General features: G+C 74.4%; 18 protein-coding genes. 13 read left to right on the forward strand and 5 right to left on the reverse strand.

Translation table 11 applies throughout. From position 1 onward, the window contains the following. Nucleotides 1-13 precede the first annotated feature (13 nt). Nucleotides 14-694 carry a DUF2567 domain-containing protein gene (locus ACFYZY_RS09620; protein WP_388691492.1) on the forward strand — a complete coding sequence of 227 codons (681 nt, stop codon included), beginning with the start codon at nucleotides 14-16 and terminating at the stop codon, nucleotides 692-694. Between the two features lie 21 nt (nucleotides 695-715). Here the strand turns inward: ACFYZY_RS09620 and ybaK are convergent, their stop codons facing one another. The 4 genes from ybaK to ACFYZY_RS09640 all read right to left on the reverse strand — a co-directional run bounded on the left by ybaK (nucleotide 716) and on the right by ACFYZY_RS09640 (nucleotide 4959). Next, nucleotides 716-1213, reverse strand: a complete 498-nt coding sequence (gene ybaK, locus ACFYZY_RS09625) for a Cys-tRNA(Pro) deacylase (RefSeq protein WP_388691949.1) — start codon at nucleotides 1211-1213, stop codon at nucleotides 716-718. Between the two features lie 66 nt (nucleotides 1214-1279). After that, nucleotides 1280-2017, reverse strand: a complete 738-nt coding sequence (locus ACFYZY_RS09630; protein WP_388691494.1) for an LON peptidase substrate-binding domain-containing protein — start codon at nucleotides 2015-2017, stop codon at nucleotides 1280-1282. Between the two features lie 10 nt (nucleotides 2018-2027). Beyond that, entirely contained in the window at nucleotides 2028-3107 is a 1080-nt protein-coding gene (locus tag ACFYZY_RS09635; protein WP_388691496.1) for a hypothetical protein, read from the reverse strand. A gap of 247 nt (nucleotides 3108-3354) precedes the next feature. Then, on the reverse strand, nucleotides 3355-4959 hold the full coding sequence (locus ACFYZY_RS09640) for an oxidoreductase (RefSeq protein WP_388691499.1): 1605 nt from the start codon (nucleotides 4957-4959) through the stop codon (nucleotides 3355-3357). A gap of 194 nt (nucleotides 4960-5153) precedes the next feature. On the opposite strand from ACFYZY_RS09640, the gene hisD reads away from it, so the two are divergent. The 10 genes from hisD (at nucleotide 5154) to ACFYZY_RS09690 (ending at nucleotide 12849) form a co-directional block, all read left to right on the forward strand. After that, nucleotides 5154-6506 carry a histidinol dehydrogenase gene (gene hisD / locus ACFYZY_RS09645; protein WP_388691502.1) on the forward strand — a complete coding sequence of 451 codons (1353 nt, stop codon included), beginning with the start codon at nucleotides 5154-5156 and terminating at the stop codon, nucleotides 6504-6506. Next, on the forward strand, nucleotides 6503-7609 hold the full coding sequence (locus ACFYZY_RS09650) for a histidinol-phosphate transaminase (protein WP_388691504.1): 1107 nt from the start codon (nucleotides 6503-6505) through the stop codon (nucleotides 7607-7609). The genes hisD and ACFYZY_RS09650 overlap by 4 nt, the downstream gene beginning before the upstream one ends. Continuing rightward, complete coding sequence (gene hisB, locus ACFYZY_RS09655) at nucleotides 7606-8199, forward strand: imidazoleglycerol-phosphate dehydratase HisB (RefSeq protein ID WP_388691507.1); 594 nt, start codon at nucleotides 7606-7608, stop codon at nucleotides 8197-8199. Before ACFYZY_RS09650 ends, hisB begins: the two co-directional genes overlap by 4 nt. Before the next feature lie 2 nt (nucleotides 8200-8201). Continuing rightward, a complete protein-coding gene (locus ACFYZY_RS09660) occupies nucleotides 8202-8366 on the forward strand; it encodes a hypothetical protein (RefSeq protein WP_388691510.1) in 165 nt (54 codons plus the stop codon). Next, nucleotides 8363-9013, forward strand: coding sequence for an imidazole glycerol phosphate synthase subunit HisH (gene hisH, locus ACFYZY_RS09665; RefSeq protein WP_388691512.1), 651 nt, complete (start codon nucleotides 8363-8365; stop codon nucleotides 9011-9013). The genes ACFYZY_RS09660 and hisH overlap by 4 nt, the downstream gene beginning before the upstream one ends. Then, nucleotides 9010-9738, forward strand: coding sequence for a bifunctional 1-(5-phosphoribosyl)-5-((5-phosphoribosylamino)methylideneamino)imidazole-4-carboxamide isomerase/phosphoribosylanthranilate isomerase PriA (priA, locus tag ACFYZY_RS09670; protein ID WP_388691515.1), 729 nt, complete (start codon nucleotides 9010-9012; stop codon nucleotides 9736-9738). Before hisH ends, priA begins: the two co-directional genes overlap by 4 nt. After that, nucleotides 9735-10148, forward strand: coding sequence for a RidA family protein (locus tag ACFYZY_RS09675; RefSeq protein ID WP_388691517.1), 414 nt, complete (start codon nucleotides 9735-9737; stop codon nucleotides 10146-10148). The genes priA and ACFYZY_RS09675 overlap by 4 nt, the downstream gene beginning before the upstream one ends. Further along, the gene (gene hisF / locus ACFYZY_RS09680; RefSeq protein WP_388691520.1) at nucleotides 10145-10900 is read left to right on the forward strand and encodes an imidazole glycerol phosphate synthase subunit HisF; all 756 of its coding nucleotides are present in this window, start codon (nucleotides 10145-10147) and stop codon (nucleotides 10898-10900) included. Before ACFYZY_RS09675 ends, hisF begins: the two co-directional genes overlap by 4 nt. Nucleotides 10901-11017: 117 nt before the next feature. After that, a complete protein-coding gene (locus ACFYZY_RS09685; protein WP_388691522.1) occupies nucleotides 11018-11605 on the forward strand; it encodes an ArsR/SmtB family transcription factor in 588 nt (195 codons plus the stop codon). Continuing rightward, entirely contained in the window at nucleotides 11602-12849 is a 1248-nt protein-coding gene (locus tag ACFYZY_RS09690; protein ID WP_388691525.1) for an MFS transporter, read from the forward strand. Before ACFYZY_RS09685 ends, ACFYZY_RS09690 begins: the two co-directional genes overlap by 4 nt. Nucleotides 12850-12852: 3 nt before the next feature. Here the strand turns inward: ACFYZY_RS09690 and ACFYZY_RS09695 are convergent, their stop codons facing one another. Beyond that, nucleotides 12853-13488: a TIGR03085 family metal-binding protein gene (locus ACFYZY_RS09695; RefSeq protein WP_388691528.1), complete on the reverse strand. Its 636-nt coding sequence runs from the start codon at nucleotides 13486-13488 to the stop codon at nucleotides 12853-12855. An 84-nt stretch (nucleotides 13489-13572) separates the two neighbouring features. Between ACFYZY_RS09695 and hisI the strand changes: the two genes are divergently transcribed. Both hisI and ACFYZY_RS09705 read left to right on the forward strand, forming a co-directional pair. Next, a complete protein-coding gene (gene hisI, locus ACFYZY_RS09700) occupies nucleotides 13573-13923 on the forward strand; it encodes a phosphoribosyl-AMP cyclohydrolase (protein ID WP_388691531.1) in 351 nt (116 codons plus the stop codon). An 11-nt stretch (nucleotides 13924-13934) separates the two neighbouring features. Next, nucleotides 13935-15437, forward strand: coding sequence for an anthranilate synthase component I (locus ACFYZY_RS09705; RefSeq protein WP_388691534.1), 1503 nt, complete (start codon nucleotides 13935-13937; stop codon nucleotides 15435-15437). Nucleotides 15438-15457: the final 20 nt, after the last annotated feature.

Below are 15457 nucleotides of genomic sequence, written 5' to 3' on the forward strand. Positions count from 1 at the left end.
GCACGATGTCGGGGTGACCGCACCTCTGACTCCGCCCCACCAGCCACGGCCGCACGACCCCGACTGGCCCCCGCCGCCCCCGCCGCCGCTCGGCCCGGAGGGCGACCCGATCACGGCGGCCGAGGTCGTCCTGGGTGCCGCGGTGACCGTCGTCTCGGCGGTCGCGGGCGCGCTGCTCGGAGTGCTGTGGCTGAACCTGGCCCCGCGCGTCCCGCTCGTCTCGGACGGCAAGGGGATCTACCTGCGGAACTCCGAGGGGGAGGCGGCGATCGGCGGGGACGGCACGTTCGTCCTGCTCGCCCTGGCCTTCGGCGCGGTCGCCGGGCTCGTCGTCTTCCTGCTGCGCCGCCGGGGCGGGATCCCGCCGGTGCTCGGCCTGGCGGCGGGCGGCGTCCTGGGTTCGCTGCTCGCGTGGAAGGTGGGGACGTACTTCGGCGCGGGCCCGGACGTGATCGCCCGCGCCAAGGCGGTCGGTCCCGGTGTCGTCTTCGACGCGCCGCTGAAGCTGAACCTGGGGGCCGCCGCGCTGCTGGCCTGGCCGCTCGCGGCGGTGATCGTCCACCTGGTCCTGACGGCCGTCCTCGGCCCCCGCGACCCCGACCCCTGGGACCGGCCGGAGGACGGCGCTCCCGGGGCCGGCCCCGGGAACGGCCTGGGGACCACCGCCCCCGGGCCCGGTCCGGGAGCGGCCTGAGGACCACCGGCCCCGGGAGGGTCAGACGCGGCCGATCGGGGCCACGACCGCCGAGGTGAGGGCGGCGAGGTCCCCCGGGGAGAGCTCCACCTCCAGGCCGCGCCGGCCCGCCGAGACGCAGATCGTCGCGTGACCGGAGGCCGAGGCGTCGAGGACCGTGCGGAGCCGCTTGCGCTGCCCCAGGGGGGAGATGCCGCCCCGCACGTAGCCCGTGGTGCGCTCCACCACCGCCGGATCGGCCATCGCCGCGCGCTTGCCGCCGACCGCCGAGGCCAGCGCCTTCAGGTCCAGCCTGCCCGCCACCGGGACCACCGCGACCGTCAGCTCCCCGTCGACGTCCGCCACCAGCGTCTTGAACACCCGCTCGGGGGAGACGCCCAGCGCCTCCGCCGCCTCCTCGCCGTACGAGGGGGAGGCCGGGTCGTGCGCGTAGGCGTGCACGGTGAACGGGGTGCCGGCCGCCGTCAGGGCCACCGTCGCCGGGGTGCCCCCGCCGTTCTTCTTCTGCTTCTTCACCACGTTCTCCGCCACGCGTCCTTCCTCGACCTCTTCCCCGGCCCGGCCCTCCCGGCCGCCGGGACCGGCTCAGTTCGGGTACGTCGGAGCCTGTGTCAGGTCCACCATCGGCAGCGACGGCAGGTGCCGCAGCACCGCCGTCTCCGCGCGCAGCAGGGACAGCTCCTCGCGCAGCCGCGTCGCCGTGTCCGGGGCCTGGAGCAGCCGCTGCTTCGACGGCGTGTCGAGCATCGCCGCCGCCGCGACCAGGTACGACACCACCGACGGGTCGTCCGGCAGCTCGCTCGTGGTCAGGGACCGCTCCCGGGCCCCCGCCAGCCGCTTCTGGTAGTTCCGGAAGGCCCGCAGCACCACCTCGGCGAGCGCGCCCGGCTCCTCGCCCGGCTCCTCCGGGATCTCCTCGACCCCGGCCACCAGGAACGGACCGCTCGCGTCGACCGACAGCAGCCTCACCCGGGACGTGCCGGTCACCATCACCTCGAAGCTGCCGTCGGCACGCTCCCGGATGCTCGCCACGTCGGCGACGCAGCCCACCCGGTGGAAGGACCGGAGCGGGTCGGGACCGAACCCGGCGGCCGGGCCCCTGGCGGGCAGCGCCGTCGGGTCCGGCAGTCCGGGCGCGGTCGGCGCGACCTCGTGGCCGTCGCGGATCGCCACGACGGCGAAACGGCGCGGTTCCGGCTCGTCGATCGTGAGCAGCTCGCGCATCATGGCGCGATAACGCTCCTCGAAGACGTTCAGCGGCAGGACGAGGCCGGGGAACAGCACCGCGTTGAGCGGGAAGAGGGGCATGCGGGCGGTGGTCACAGCGGCCAGCCTAATGGCCGACGGGCCCGTCCCGTCCGGCCCGTCCGCGACGGGGCTCCCGGAGGGGCGTCCGGCGGGCCAGCTCGACCCGCGTCCGGTCCCGCGCGGCCAGGAAACGCAGGAGGGGGTCCCTCCTGGCCGGGCGGGGCCGGGGGCCCGGGGGCGGGTCCTCCGGTACGGCGTCCCCCGCGCACCCCCACGGGAACGAGGTCGCGTACGGGCCGATCCGGCCGAACTCCTCCCGCGCCTCCGCCCACCGGCCCCGCTCCACGAGGACGTGCGCGAGCAGGTTGCGGACCTCGGCCGGCCAGGGGTCGCCCGCCGGGAACGCCGCCGACAGGGCCAGGGCCCGGTCCGCCGCCCGGTCCACCCGGTCCGGGGGCCCGGACCCGTCCCGCTCCGGCTCCGCCCGCAGCGCGTCGTGGGCGGCGCGGACCGGCAGCGCCCGGACGAGGGAGTGCGGGGCGGCGTCGTCGGCGGCCCGCTCGGCGAAGTCGAAGGCGGCGCGGTGCGAGCCGTACCCCTGGGCGGACAGGTACTTCAGCGCCGCGACGTGGGAGCCGTAGTGGTGCGGGGAGCGGCGCACGGCCTGCCCCCAGAGCGTCTCGAAGACGGCGGGCCCGGCCTGCGCGCCGCGCGCGTGGTCCAGGGCGAGCCGCCACGGCACCGGGTCGTGCCCCGCCTCCTCGGCGACCGCCCGGACCAGCGGGTCCAGCTCGCGCAGCCGCTCGGCCCGCGCCGGGGACTCCCACGCCCTGCGGACGGCGAGCTGCGCCGTGACCAGGAGGGCGTCGGGGTCGTGGGGCGCGGCCGAGACCCACCGGGCCAGCCACTCGTCCCTCCGGTACGCGAAGGCGGCCAGCCGGACGACGTACCGGTCGCGGTCCTCCCACTCCGCGGCGTCCCGGGTGGTGGCGAGCAGCTTCGCCGCGGGGTCGGGATCGGCCAGGGCGGCGGCGACCAGGGCGGGGGCGAGCCGCGCGTCCGGGGCGTCGAGCAGCACCTCGTCGTCCGGCACGAGCCCGGCCGCGAGCCGGGGAGCGTGCCGGACCGAACGGACGGCGCCGACCAGGGTGCGGAACAAGGACATGGTGTGACGTATTGTCCCCCGGGCCCGCCCGCCGCGGCAGCCGAGTCCACCCGGTCACGACAGCTCCCTCACCCCGTCGTGACAGCTTCCACACCCTCTCCGCGACGCCCTCCCGCGTGGGCTCCGCCCCCTCTCCGCGGCGCCCTCCCGCGCGGACTCCGCCCCCCTCCCCGCGACACCCCCGCACGGGGCTCCGCCCCCCTCCGCGCGGCGCCCTCCCGCGCGGGCCCCCGTCCCCGGGGCGCTCTCAGCCCCTGCTCAGCAGCCGGGTCGCGCCCGCCGCCACCGTCGTCGCCAGGATCCAGCCCAGCAGGATCAGCCCCGCCACCACCCACTGCCAGACGCCCTCCAGGCGCCAGTAGCCCTCCTGACCCAGGTTGATCACCGGCAGCAGCAGGTCGAGCGCGTACAGCGAGCCGTTCCACTCGGGCGCCTCGTCCGCCTTCAGCGGCACCGGGTGGTAGCGGGAGAAGGCCACCGTGCCCGCCGCCCACAGCACCGCCATCCACAGCGCCGCCCGCCCCGGCCGGTAGCCGTACGCCACGGCCCAGTCCTGGAGGTATCCCCAGAGCTTCCCGGCCAGGGGCAGCGTCTCCCGTCTGCGCCGCTGCTTGGCGAGCAGCACCTCACGGGCGTCGGCGTCCTCGCCGCTGTTGCGCAGCACCGTCGCGAGGCGTTCGTACGGCTCGGGGGCGTACTCCGGGGTCGCCGCCGCCACCCACTCCAGCCGGAGCGACAGCGGGAAGCGCTCGTAGGGCACCAGGTTCTCGTAGACGAAGCCGCCCATCGCCAGGCCGCCGGGGCCCGGCCAGCTGCTCCACATGTCGAGGAGCGTGACGACCTTGGCCCCGTTGAGCACCACCCGCCCCTCCTCCGGCCGCTCCCCGTTGAACCGCAGCTCCGGCGTGGTGATCCGGCGCAGCGACACCTCCTCGCGGCGGGAGCCGTCCAGCAGGAACCGGGCGTGCTTCAGGTCCACCGCGTCGCCGAACCGCCCGTCGTCGAGCCGCACCCCGCCGTGGAACTCGGTCGGCTTGTTCCGGGTCCCCGGGGCGGGCCCGATCCCGTACGGCGGGGTGACCGCCGAGTCGACCGTGCCCTCGGCGACCTCGCGCACCCACGCCGCGTTCAGGTAGAGCGTGCGCTCCACCGTCAGCTGCGGGGCGTTGAGCGCGCGGCGGTCCCGCGCCGCGCGCAGCACGCTGCCCCGCAGGTTGAGCGAGACCCCGACCTGCGCCCCGCGCAGACTCACCTCCCCGTACGTCTCGATCCGCTCGGCCTGGAGGTCCTGGGCGACCACCATCCCGTCCGCCGTGATCGCCCGCCCCCGCTGGTCCGGCCACACCTGGATCTCGCTGATCAGCAGATCCGTGCCGATCTGGGCGTCGGTGAGCCGGATGCCCCACCGCACCCGGCAGCGCGGCAGGTGCAGGTCCCCCTCCGTGTGCAGCCGGGCCGCCTCCAGACGCGGCAGCGCGCACTCGACCATCCGCAGGGTGCCGAACCGGGCCTCGGGCACCATCACCTCGCCGTCGAACCGGCAGCCGCGCAGCTCCACGTACGGCCCTATGGCCCCGCCCGCCAGGTCCAGCACGCCGGTGACCCGGGCCCCGTACAGCTTCAGCGCCGCCACCCGGCCGGACAGGGCCGGCGGTCCGGCGAGCAGCAGCAGCGCCAGCACCTCGGCGCGCACGCTCCGCTCCTCTCCCCACTCCCATCCCCCGAACGGGTCGTCCCGCTCCGCGACCCCCTCCGTCAGGTCGCACGTCCCGCCCACGCGGAACGCCCGCCACAGGGCCCGCTCCGGGTCCGTGAGGTCGTCCGGCATCCCGTTCTCGTGCGGCTCGGTCACTGCCGCCCCCTCGCTTTCCACGATCCGTACCCACGGCTCCGTTCCCCGGGTTCCGTGGATTCGTACAGCCGTTCTTCCCGCTGTGTGACGGGCTGAACGCTAACGGTCAGGAGTGGCGACAAGACGCCAGTGGGGCGTGTATCAGCCAGTGATACGGGCGTCCGGTGCCGTGGGCCGTCTGAGAGAATTGACCCGTGATCTCTCGAATCGATCTGCGCGGCGAGGCCCTTCCCGAGGGTTCCGCCCTGCGCGACCTGCTGCCCCGTGCCGAGTTCGACGTGGAAGCCGCCCTGGAGAAGGTGCGGCCGATCTGCGAGGACGTACGGCATCGCGGCGCGGCGGCGGTGATCGAGTACGGCGAGAGATTCGACGGCGTGCGGGTCGGGTCCCTGCGCGTCCCCGCCGAGGAGCTCGCCCGCGCCCTCGACGAACTGGACCCGGCCGTCCGCGCCGCCCTGGAGGAGTCCGTCCGCCGCGCCCGCCTCGTCCACCGCGAGCAGCGCCGCCCCACCCACACCACCCAGGTCGTCCCCGGCGGCACCGTCACCGAGAAGTGGATCCCCGTCGAGCGCGTCGGCCTGTACGTGCCGGGCGGCCGTTCCGTCTATCCGTCCTCCGTCGTGATGAACGTCGTCCCGGCCCAGGAGGCCGGCGTCGAGGGCATCGCCGTCGCCTCGCCCCCGCAGAAGGAGTTCGGGGGCCTGCCGCACCCGACGATCCTGGCCGCCTGCGCCCTGCTCGGGGTGGACGAGGTCTACGCCGCCGGCGGCGCCCAGGCCGTCGCCATGTTCGCGTACGGAACCCTCGACGGCGCCGGCACGGCCGACGGGCCCGGCTGCGCCCCCGTCAACCTGGTCACCGGCCCCGGCAACATCTACGTGGCCGCCGCCAAGCGCCTCCTCAAGGGCCGCGTCGGCATCGACGCCGAGGCCGGGCCCACCGAGATCGCGATCCTCGCGGACTCCACCGCCGACCCCGTGCACGTCGCCGCCGACCTCATCAGCCAGGCCGAGCACGACCCGATGGCCGCCTCCGTCCTCGTCACCGACTCCGAGGAGCTGGCCGAGGCCACCGAGGCCGAGCTGAAGGCCCAGGTCGCCGCCTCCAAGCACGTGGACGACCGGATCGTCCCCGCCCTGGCCGGCCGCCAGTCCGCGATCGTCCTCGTCCGCGACCTCGCGGACGGCCTCCGGGTCGTGGACGCGTACGGCGCCGAGCACCTGGAGGTCCAGACCGCCGACGCCGCCGCCGTCGCGGACCGCGTCCGCAACGCCGGCGCGATCTTCGTCGGCCCCTGGGCCCCCGTCTCCCTCGGCGACTACTGCGCCGGCTCCAACCACGTCCTGCCCACCGGCGGCTGCGCCTGCCACTCCTCGGGCCTCTCCGTGCAGTCCTTCCTGCGCGGGGTGCACATCGTGGACTACACGCGCGACGCCCTCGCGGACGTCGCCCACCACGTGGTGACCCTGGCGGAGGCCGAGGACCTGCCGGCCCACGGCGCGGCGATCAAGGCCCGTTTCGGGTGGAAGGTGCCGGAGGGCAAGTGACCGGGATCGACGACCTGCCCGTCCGCGACGAACTGCGCGGCAAGACCCCCTACGGCGCCCCCCAGCTCGACGTCCCCGTCCAGCTGAACACCAACGAGAACCCGTACCCGCTGCCCGAACCGCTGGTGGCCCGGATCGCGGAACGCGTCGCCGAGGCCGCCCGCGGCCTCAACCGCTACCCCGACCGCGACGCCGTCGAACTGCGCACCGAGCTGGCCCGCTACCTCACCCGCACCGGCGGGCACCCGGTCGCCGCCGAGAACGTCTGGGCGGCCAACGGTTCCAACGAGGTCCTCCAGCAGCTGCTCCAGACCTTCGGCGGTCCCGGCCGCACCGCGATCGGCTTCGAGCCCTCGTACTCGATGCACGCCCTGATCGCCCGCGGCACCGGCACCGGCTGGATCTCCGGACCCCGGAACGACGACTTCACCCTCGACGTGGCGGCCGCGCGGAAGGCGATCGCCGAGCACCGCCCGGACGTCGTCTTCGTCACCTCGCCCAACAACCCCACCGGCACCGCCGTCGGGGCCGACACCGTCCTCGCCCTGTACGAGGCGGCCCAGGCGGCCGGCCCCTCGATGGTCGTCGTGGACGAGGCGTACGTCGAGTTCAGCCACCACGCCTCGCTGCTGCCCCTCCTGGAGGGCCGCCCGCACCTGGTGGTCTCCCGGACCATGTCCAAGGCGTTCGGCGCCGCCGGACTCCGCCTCGGCTACCTCGCCGCCCACCCGGCCGTGGTCGACGCCGTCCAGCTGGTCCGCCTCCCGTACCACCTCTCCGCCGTCACCCAGGCCACCGCGCTCGCCGCCCTGGAGCACACCGACACCCTCCTCGGGTACGTCGAGCAGCTCAAGGCCGAACGCGACCGGCTGGTCACCGAGTTGCGGGCGATCGGCTGCGAGGTCACGGAGTCCGACGCCAACTTCGTGCAGTTCGGGAGGTTCCCCGACGCCCACGCCGCCTGGCGGAGGATCCTCGACCGGGGCGTCCTGGTCCGGGACAACGGCGTACCGGGGCGGCTGCGGGTCACCGCGGGCACCCCCGCAGAGAACGACGCGTTCCTCGACGCGGTCCGTGAAGTGATGAAGGAGCAGGAACGATGAGCCGCGTAGGCCGCGTTGAGCGCGCCACCAAGGAGACCTCCGTCGTCGTCGAGATCGACCTCGACGGCACCGGAAAGGTCGACGTGTCGACCGGGGTCGGCTTCTACGACCACATGCTCGACCAGCTCGGCCGCCACGGTCTGTTCGACCTCACCGTGAAGACCGACGGCGACCTGCACATCGACACGCACCACACCATCGAGGACACCGCCCTCGCCCTCGGCGCCGCCTTCCGGCAGGCCCTCGGAGACAAGGTCGGCATCTACCGCTTCGGCAACTGCACCGTCCCCCTGGACGAGTCGCTCGCCCAGGTCACCGTCGACCTCTCCGGCCGCCCGTACCTCGTGCACACCGAGCCCGGGAACATGGCACCGATGATCGGCTCGTACGACACGACGATGACCCGCCACATCTTCGAGTCCTTCGTCGCCCAGGCCCAGGTCGCGCTGCACGTCCACGTCCCGTACGGGCGCAACGCCCACCACATCGTGGAGTGCCAGTTCAAGGCCCTCGCCCGTGCCCTCCGCTACGCCTCCGAGCGCGACCCGCGCGCCGCCGGCATCCTCCCCTCCACGAAGGGCGCCCTCTAGTCGTGAACGGCCTCTCCACCGTCCTGATCGTCGTCGGACTCTTCCTGCTCGGCGGCATCTACTCCTTCGCCAAACAGAAGATGCCCAAGGGCCTGATCGTGCTCCTCTCCCTCGGCGCCGCGATGTGCCTCGCCGCCGGTGTGGTCCGTCTGGACGTGTGGGCATGAGCGCGGCCGGAAGCCCCAGGAAGGTCGTCGTCTTCGACTACGGCTTCGGCAACGTGCGCTCCGCCGAGCGCGCGCTCGCCCACGTCGGCGCCGACGTCGAGATCACCCGCGACTACGAGACGGCGATGAACGCCGACGGGCTCCTCGTCCCCGGCGTCGGCGCCTTCTCCGCCTGCATGAAGGGGCTCAGGGAGGCCCGCGGCGACTGGATCGTCGGCCGCCGCCTCGCCGGCGGCCGCCCCGTCATGGGCATCTGCGTCGGCATGCAGATCCTCTTCGCCCGGGGCATCGAGCACGGCGTGGAGACCGAGGGGCTCGACGAGTGGCCCGGCACCGTCGAGCCGCTGGACGCCCCCGTCGTCCCCCACATGGGCTGGAACACCGTCGAGGCCCCTGCGGACAGCGAGCTGTTCGCCGGGCTCGACGCCGACGCCCGGTACTACTTCGTGCACTCCTACGCGGTGCGCGCGTGGTCCCTGGAGGTCGGCAACCCCAACATCCGCGCGCCCAGGGTCACCTGGGCCACCCACGGCGAGCCGTTCGTCGCGGCCGTCGAGAACGGCGCCCTGTGGGCCACCCAGTTCCACCCCGAGAAGTCCGGCGACGCCGGAGCCCAGCTCCTCACCAACTGGATCGGAACCCTGTGAGCACCCTCGAACTCCTCCCCGCCGTGGACGTCCGCGACGGCCGGGCCGTCCGCCTCGTGCACGGCGAGTCCGGCACCGAGACCTCCTACGGCTCCCCGCTCGAAGCGGCCCTGGCCTGGCAGCGCTCCGGCGCCGAGTGGCTGCACCTGGTCGACCTCGACGCGGCCTTCGGCACCGGTGACAACCGCGAGCTGGTCGCCGGGGTCGCGGGGGCCATGGACATCAAGGTCGAGCTCTCCGGCGGCATCCGCGACGACGCCTCGCTCGCCGCCGCCCTCGCCACCGGCTGCACCCGCGTCAACCTCGGCACCGCCGCCCTGGAGACCCCCGAGTGGGTCGCCAAGGTCATCGCCGAGTACGGCGACAGGATCGCCGTCGGCCTCGACGTGCGCGGCACGACCCTGCGCGGCCGGGGCTGGACCCGCGACGGCGGCGACCTGTACGAGACGCTCGCCCGGCTCGACTCCGAGGGCTGCGCGCGCTACGTCGTCACCGACATCGCCAAGGACGGCACCCTCCAGGGCCCCAACCTGGAACTCCTGAAGAACGTCTGCGCGGCCACCGACAAGCCCGTCGTCGCCTCCGGCGGGGTCTCCTCCCTGGACGACCTGCGGGCCCTGTCCGGCCTGGTCCCGCTGGGCGTGGAGGGCGCGATCGTCGGCAAGGCGCTGTACGCGGGGGCCTTCACCCTCGAAGAGGCGCTCGAAACGGTGGCCCGGTCATGACGGGGGAGCTCCGCAAGATCGCCACCGGCGCCCCCTGGGAGGACCAGTTCGGCTACTCGCGCGCGGTGGAGCTGCCCAACGGCCTGGTCCTGGTCTCCGGCTGCACCTCCGTGGTCGGCGGCCAGATCGCCGAGGGCGGCCCCTACGAGCAGACGGTCAACTCCTTCCGGGTGGCCCTCGACGCGCTGGGGCGGCTCGGCCTGGGCGCCGAGCACGTCGTCCGCACCCGGATGTACCTCACCCACGCCCGGGACATAGAGGAGGTCGGCCGCGCCCACAAGGAGCTGTTCGAGGACGTGCGTCCGGCAGCCTCCATGATCATCGTCTCCGGCTTCGTCGACCCCAGCCTGGTCGTGGAGGTAGAGGTCGAGGCGTACCGCCCCCAGGAGCAGGGGGGAGAGGGCGCGTGAGCCTCGCCGTACGGGTCATCCCCTGCCTGGACGTGGACGACGGCCGGGTCGTCAAGGGCGTCAACTTCCAGAACCTGCGGGACGCGGGCGACCCCGTCGAGATGGCCCGGCTGTACGACGCCGAGGGCGCCGACGAGCTGACCTTCCTCGACATCACCGCCTCCTCCGGCAACCGGGAGACCACCTACGACGTGGTGCGCCGCACCGCCGAGCAGGTCTTCATCCCGCTCACGGTCGGCGGCGGCGTGCGGTCGGCGCGGGACGTGGACAAGCTGCTGCGGGCGGGCGCCGACAAGGTCGGCGTGAACACCGCCGCCCTCGAGCGCCCCGAGCTGATCCGGGAGATCGCGGAGCGCTTCGGCCGCCAGGTGCTCGTCCTGTCCGTGGACGCGCGCCGCACCGCGACCGGCTCCTTCGAGGTCACCACGCACGGCGGCCGCAGGGGCACCGGCATCGACGCCGTCGAGTGGGCGCACCGCGCCGCCGAGCTGGGCGCGGGCGAGATCCTGCTCAACTCGATGGACGCGGACGGCACGAAGGACGGCTACGACACCGGGATGATCGCGGCCGTGCGCGAGCACGTGACCGTGCCGGTGATCGCCTCCGGCGGCGCGGGCAGGCTCTCCGACTTCCCGCCGGCCGTCGCGGCGGGCGCGGACGCGGTGCTCGCGGCCTCCGTCTTCCACTTCGGCGACCTGCGGATCGGGCAGGTCAAGGAGACGCTGCGGGAGGCGGGCCACCCGGTCCGCTGAGCCCTGGTTCCGCTTCTCGGAAGGGCCCCTTCGGGGGCCCTTCTTCGCGCCAGAACGTGCAACATTTATTTCGCAATTTTAGTTGCGCAACTTTTCTTTCGTATCTAGGGTCGGGGCATGACCCCACCGGAGCATCGCCGGATCACCGACCTCGGCACCCTCAAGGCCATCTCGCACCCGCTGCGCATGCGCCTCTACCGCGCCCTCTTCACGGCCCGCACCGCCACCGCTTCCCAGCTCGCGGACCAGGTCGACGAGGCCGTCTCCCTCGTCAGCTACCACCTGCGCAAGCTCGCGGACCACGGCCTCATCGAGGAGGCCGAGGTCCGTTCCCCGGACGGCCGCGAGCGCTGGTGGCAGCCCAGTTCCTACGGCTTCGGCATCCACGACGAGGACATGCGCGACGCCCCCGAACTCGTCGCCGCGAGCACCGCCTTCAGCCGTACGGTCGAGGAGCAGCGCAACGCGATGTACGCCCGCTTCCTCGACGAGCGGCACACCTGGTCCGACGCGTGGCGCTCCGCCTCCACCGGCTCCGAGTGGCTGCCCCGCCTCACCGCCCCCGAACTCGCCGCACTCGCCGCCGAACTGGACGCCGTCGTCAGGAAGTACGACCAGCGGGCCCGCGCCGCCGAAGAGGCCGGCGACACCGAGGGCCGCGAGAACGTCGCCGTCCACATCCACGGCTTCCCCTACCGCCCGTGACCGCCGCCGTCCTCGCCGCCGCCCCGTCGCGGCCCGCCCACCGCGACCCCCGGGTCCTGCGCTGGCTCGGCGCCTACACCGCCTCCACCCTCGGCGACAGCGTCTACCACCTGGCCCTCTCCTGGGCCGCCGTCCGCGGCGGCACCCCGGCGGAGGCGGGACTCGTGATGGCCGTCTCCGCCGTGCCCCGGGCCCTGCTGATGCTCGGCGGGGGAGTGGTCGCGGACCGCTTCGGCCCCCGCCGGGTCGTCATCGCCTCCGACGGCGCCCGCTGCCTCGTCGTCCTCGCCCTGGCCGCGCTCGTCCTGGTCACCGCGCCCGCCCTCTGGGTGCTCGCCGCCGTCGCCCTCGTCTTCGGCGTCCTCGACGCCCTCTTCCTGCCCGCCGTCGGCGCCCTGCCGCCCCGGCTGGCCGCGCGCGACCAGCTCGCCCGCGTCCAGGGCATGCGCGGCCTCGGCCAGCGCGCCGGGGCCGTCCTCGGCGCCCCGCTCGGCGGCCTCGCGGTCGCCCTCGGCGGACCGGGCGGCGCGTTCGCGGCCGCCGGGGCGCTCTTCGCGCTCTCCCTGCCCCTGCTGCTCGGCCTGCGCCTGAACCCGCTGCCGGCCGACGCCGAGGCGCGGACCGGGAAGAACACCGCCCTCGGCGACCTCGCCGACGGCCTGCGCTACCTGCGCGGCCACCGGATCCTCGGGCCCCTCATGATCGTCATCGCGCTCAGCGACCTCGGCTTCGTCGGCCCGCTCAACGTCGGCCTCGCGCTCCTCGCCGACCAGCGCGGCTGGGGCGCCTCCGGCATGGGCTGGGTCCTCGCCGGCTTCGGGACGGGCGCGGCGGCCTCCTCGCTGCTGCTCGGCGTCAAGGGCCGGGTCCCGCGCGCCGGAGCCGTCCTCGGCCCGACCATGGTCCTCGGCGCCGTCTCGATCGGCGCGCTCGCCCACGCCCCGCTGCTGCCGGCCGCCGTGCTCCTCGCGCTCTCCGTCGGCCTGCTCGCCGGGCTCTCCGGAGCGCTGGCCGGCGCCCTCCTCCAGACCGAGTGCGCCCCCGCGTACCTCGGCCGCGTCTCCGCCGTCGCGAGCCTGTGCAGCCTGGGGCTCGCCCCGCTGAGCTTCCCGCTCACCGGGGCCGCCGTCGGCCTCTGGGGCCCCGGCCCGGTCTTCGTCGTCAGCGCCGCCGTCTGCGCCCTGTCGGGCGTGTACGCCCTCGCGGTCCCGGCCCTGCGCCACGCCGAACTGCCCCGGGGCTGATCCTCAGATGCCGAGCCGCTTCGTCTCCCGCAGCCGCTCGATCGCCTCGGGCTCGCCCTCCAGGGCCACCTTCGCCGCCGACTGGCGCCCGTACAGGTACATCGTCAGCTCGCCCGGCTCCCCGGAGGCCGTCACCACCGGGGTGCCCTTGCGGGCGACCACCGTCTGGCCGTCCGGGCGGCGCAGCACCAGCCCCGCCGGGGCCTTGCGGCCCAGAAGACGGGCCGAACGCTCCAGACGGGACCAGAGGACGTCCGCGAAGACCGGGTCGAGCTCACGGGGCGACCAGTGGGGCTGCGCCCGCCGCACGTCCTCCGCGTGCACGTAGAACTCGACCACGTTCGCCCCCTCGTCCACCTGCTTGACGGCGAAGGGCGAGAACTTCGGCGGACCCGTCCGGATCAGCCGGATCAGCTCCTCGTACGGCTTGTCCGCGAACTCCGCCTGCACCCGGTCCCGCCGGTCCTTCAGCGCCGGTACGAGCGAACCGGCCGCCGCGTCCGGGCGGCGCTCCCGCACCACCACATGGGCCGCGAGGTCCCGGGTCCGCCAGCCCTCGCAGAGCGTCGGCGCGTCCGGACCGGCCGCTTCCAACAGATCAGCCAGCAGAAGCCGTTCACGTTTGGCATGGGTCGACATGTCCGCCAGCCTACGGCGGACGCCGGCGGTCCGCCCAGTGGACGCCCCGCCGGCCACCGCCCCCGGGCGCGGCACAATGGCGCCATGAGCAGCAACCTCGACCCGTCCCTCTCCGCCCGGCTCAAGCGCAGCCCGGACGGGCTCGTCCCCGCCATCGCCCAGCAGTACGACACCGGTGAGGTGCTGATGCTCGGCTGGATGGACGACGAGGCCCTGCACCGCACCCTCACCACCGGCCGCTGCACCTACTGGTCCCGCAGCCGGGGCGAGTACTGGGTCAAGGGCGACACCTCCGGCCACGTCCAGCACGTCAAGTCCGTCGCCCTCGACTGCGACGCCGACACCCTCCTCGTCAAGGTCGACCAGGTCGGAGCCGCCTGCCACACCGGCGCCCGCACCTGCTTCGACGCCGACGTGCTCCCCGTGTCCCAGTAAGGTCCGGTGCCATGGACCTCGAGACCTTCCGCAAGCTGGCGGCCGACCGCCGCGTCATCCCCGTCGGCCGCAGACTCCTCGCGGACGGCGACACCCCGGTCGGGCTCTACCGCAAGCTCGCCGCCGAACGCCCCGGCACCTTCCTCCTCGAATCCGCCGAGAACGGGCGCTCCTGGTCCCGCTACTCCTTCGTCGGGGTCCGCAGCGACGCCACCCTGACGGTGAAGGACGGCGAGGCCCACTGGCTCGGCACCCCGCCCGTCGGCGTCCCCACGGACGGCGACCCCCTCCGGGCCCTGCGCGCCACCGTCGAGGCCCTCCACACCCCCCGCGACCTCGACGCCCTGCTCGACGGCGGACCGCCCCCCTTCACCGGCGGCATGGTCGGCTACCTCGGCTACGACATCGTCCGCCGCCTGGAGCGGATCGGCGAGCACGGCCGCGACGACCTGGAACTCCCCGAGCTGACCATGCTCCTCACCAGCGACCTCGCGGTCCTGGACCACCGGGACGGCACGGTCCTCCTGATCGCCAACGCGATCAACCACAACGACCTGGAGACCGGCGTCGACGAGGCGTACGCGCACGCCGTCGCCCGCCTCGACGCGATGGAGGCCGACCTGGCCCGCCCGGTCGCGGCCGCCCCCACCGCCCTGCCCGCCTCCGAGCTCCCCGCGTACTCGGCCCTCTGGGGCGGCCGGGCCTACCAGGACGCCGTCGAGGACGTGAAGGAGCGCATCCGGGCGGGCGAGGCGTTCCAGGTGGTGCCCTCGCAGCGGTTCGAGACCCCCTGCACCGCCTCCGCGCTCGACGTCTACCGGGTCCTGCGGGCCACCAACCCCTCCCCGTACATGTACCTCTTCCGCTTCGAGAACGGCTTCGACGTGGTCGGGTCCAGCCCCGAGGCCCTGGTCAAGGTCGAGGACGGACGGGCGCTGCTCCACCCCATCGCCGGCACCCGGCGCCGGGGCGCCACCCCGCAGGAGGACCACGACCTCGCCGAGGAGCTGCTCGCCGACCCCAAGGAGCGCGCCGAGCACCTCATGCTCGTGGACCTCGGCCGCAACGACCTCGGCCGGGTCTGCGTGCCCGGCTCCGTGGAGGTCGTGGACTTCATGTCGGTCGAGCGCTACTCCCACGTCATGCACATCGTCTCCACCGTGACCGGCCGGGTCGCGCCGGACCGCACGGCCTTCGACGTCCTCACCGCCTGCTTCCCCGCCGGGACGCTCTCCGGCGCCCCCAAGCCCCGCGCCATGCAGATCATCGAGGAGCTGGAACCCTCCCGGCGCGGCCTGTACGGCGGATGTGTCGGTTATCTCGATTTCGCCGGCGACGCGGACACCGCCATCGCCATCCGCACCGCCCTGCTCCGCGACGGCACCGCGTACGTGCAGGCCGGGGCGGGCGTCGTCGCCGACTCCGACCCGGCGGCCGAGGACGACGAGTGCCGCAACAAGGCCGCGGCCGTCCTCCGGGCCGTCCACACCGCCAACCGGATGAACGGCTCCTGAGCCCGTGGGGGATAGTGGGT

The sequence above is a fragment of the Streptomyces sp. NPDC001744 genome, assembly GCF_042892575.1.
GTDB lineage: Bacteria > Actinomycetota > Actinomycetes > Streptomycetales > Streptomycetaceae > Streptomyces.